2 protein-coding genes are annotated in these 1197 nt (G+C 44.9%); one reads left to right on the forward strand and one right to left on the reverse strand.

Annotation, left to right across the window (positions count from 1 at the left end):
- Nucleotides 1-329 (forward strand): uroporphyrinogen decarboxylase family protein (locus R7M72_RS25185; RefSeq protein ID WP_318056471.1); only part of this gene is annotated, 329 nt, incomplete at its 5' end.
- Nucleotides 330-548: 219 nt separating this feature from the next.
- On the opposite strand, the gene R7M72_RS25190 is transcribed toward R7M72_RS25185, so the two are convergent.
- On the reverse strand, nt 549-1121 hold the full coding sequence (locus R7M72_RS25190) for a uracil-DNA glycosylase family protein (protein WP_015297453.1): 573 nt from the start codon (nt 1119-1121) through the stop codon (nt 549-551).
- Nucleotides 1122-1197: the final 76 nt, after the last annotated feature.

Raw genomic sequence — 1197 nt, forward strand, 5'->3', positions numbered from 1 at the left:
TATTTACTAAGAATGGCGGTATGTGGCTAGAGCAAATCGCAGCAACGGGTTGTGATGCGGTTGGTCTAGACTGGACGATCAATATTGCAGATGCGAAAGCGCGTATCGGCGATAAAGTGGCACTGCAAGGCAACATGGATCCATCTATGCTTTACGCTTCACCTGAGCGTATCCGTGAAGAAGTAGCGGGTATCCTAGAAGGTTTTGGTGATGCTGGTACAGGTCACGTATTCAACCTAGGTCATGGCATCCACCTAGATGTGCCGCCAGAAAACGCGGGTGTGTTTGTTGAAGCGGTACATGAGCTATCTAAGCCTTACCACAAATAATCTCGATTTATTGAAATCCAATACCGGCCATCAGTGCCGGTATTTTTTTACCTGAAATTTGAATTGTACAGCTTAGTAAGCATTTGGCCTGTCATGATCTAATTACTGACTAAGCTGTACAACAAATATTTAAGTCATTTATAAACAATGACTTATACTTATGTTGTTTGTGTTTCAATTTTCTTATTCAGATTAACTAGCAATTAGATCATCGGTAACTCAAAGCATCGAGTGAACGCGCTGTTGGATATAGGGAACGACTTCCGACTCAAACCATGGATTCTTCTTTAACCACAGCGTATTGCGTGGGGAAGGGTGTGGTAGAGGAATAAACTCAGGTTCCCAATCTTGCCATTGCTGAACGGTTTGCGTGAGAGTTTTGGGCTTGTTGGTGAGGTAGTACTGCTGAGAGTACTGACCAATAAGCAGAGTCAACTCTATATTGGGGAGCTGTTCGAGAATCTTTTTGTGCCATGTAGGAGCGCACTCTTTTCTCGGTGGCAGATCTCCCGAGTTACCTTTACCCGGATAGCAGAATCCCATTGGTACAATGGCAATTTTATTCGGGTCGTAGAACACGTCTTTGTCGATATCAAGCCATTGGCGCAGTCGGTCACCACTTGGATCATTCCAAGGTATCGAAGTGCTGTGGACTTTTGTTCCTGGCGCTTGGCCAATAATCAGAATGCGTGCGTTTTTACCGGCTTGAACCACAGGGTTGGCTCCGAGAGGTAAACTCTCAGCGCAGATTTGGCACGCGCGCACTTGTTGGAGTAGATTCTCTAGAGACATCAATCTTTAATACCCTTTCTCGAAATCCACTTGATTGTTTAATGAGAAACCATCGCGCCAAAGTCGGTAATTGTCG

This window comes from Vibrio sp. YT-18 (assembly GCF_033337345.1).
Taxonomy (GTDB): domain Bacteria; phylum Pseudomonadota; class Gammaproteobacteria; order Enterobacterales; family Vibrionaceae; genus Vibrio; species Vibrio alginolyticus.

Bases quoted from the DNA above. Each gene is read 5' to 3' on its own strand.
- R7M72_RS25190 (WP_015297453.1), bottom strand. From the start codon at position 1,121: ATGTCTCTAGAGAATCTACTCCAACAAGTGCGCGCGTGCCAAATCTGC.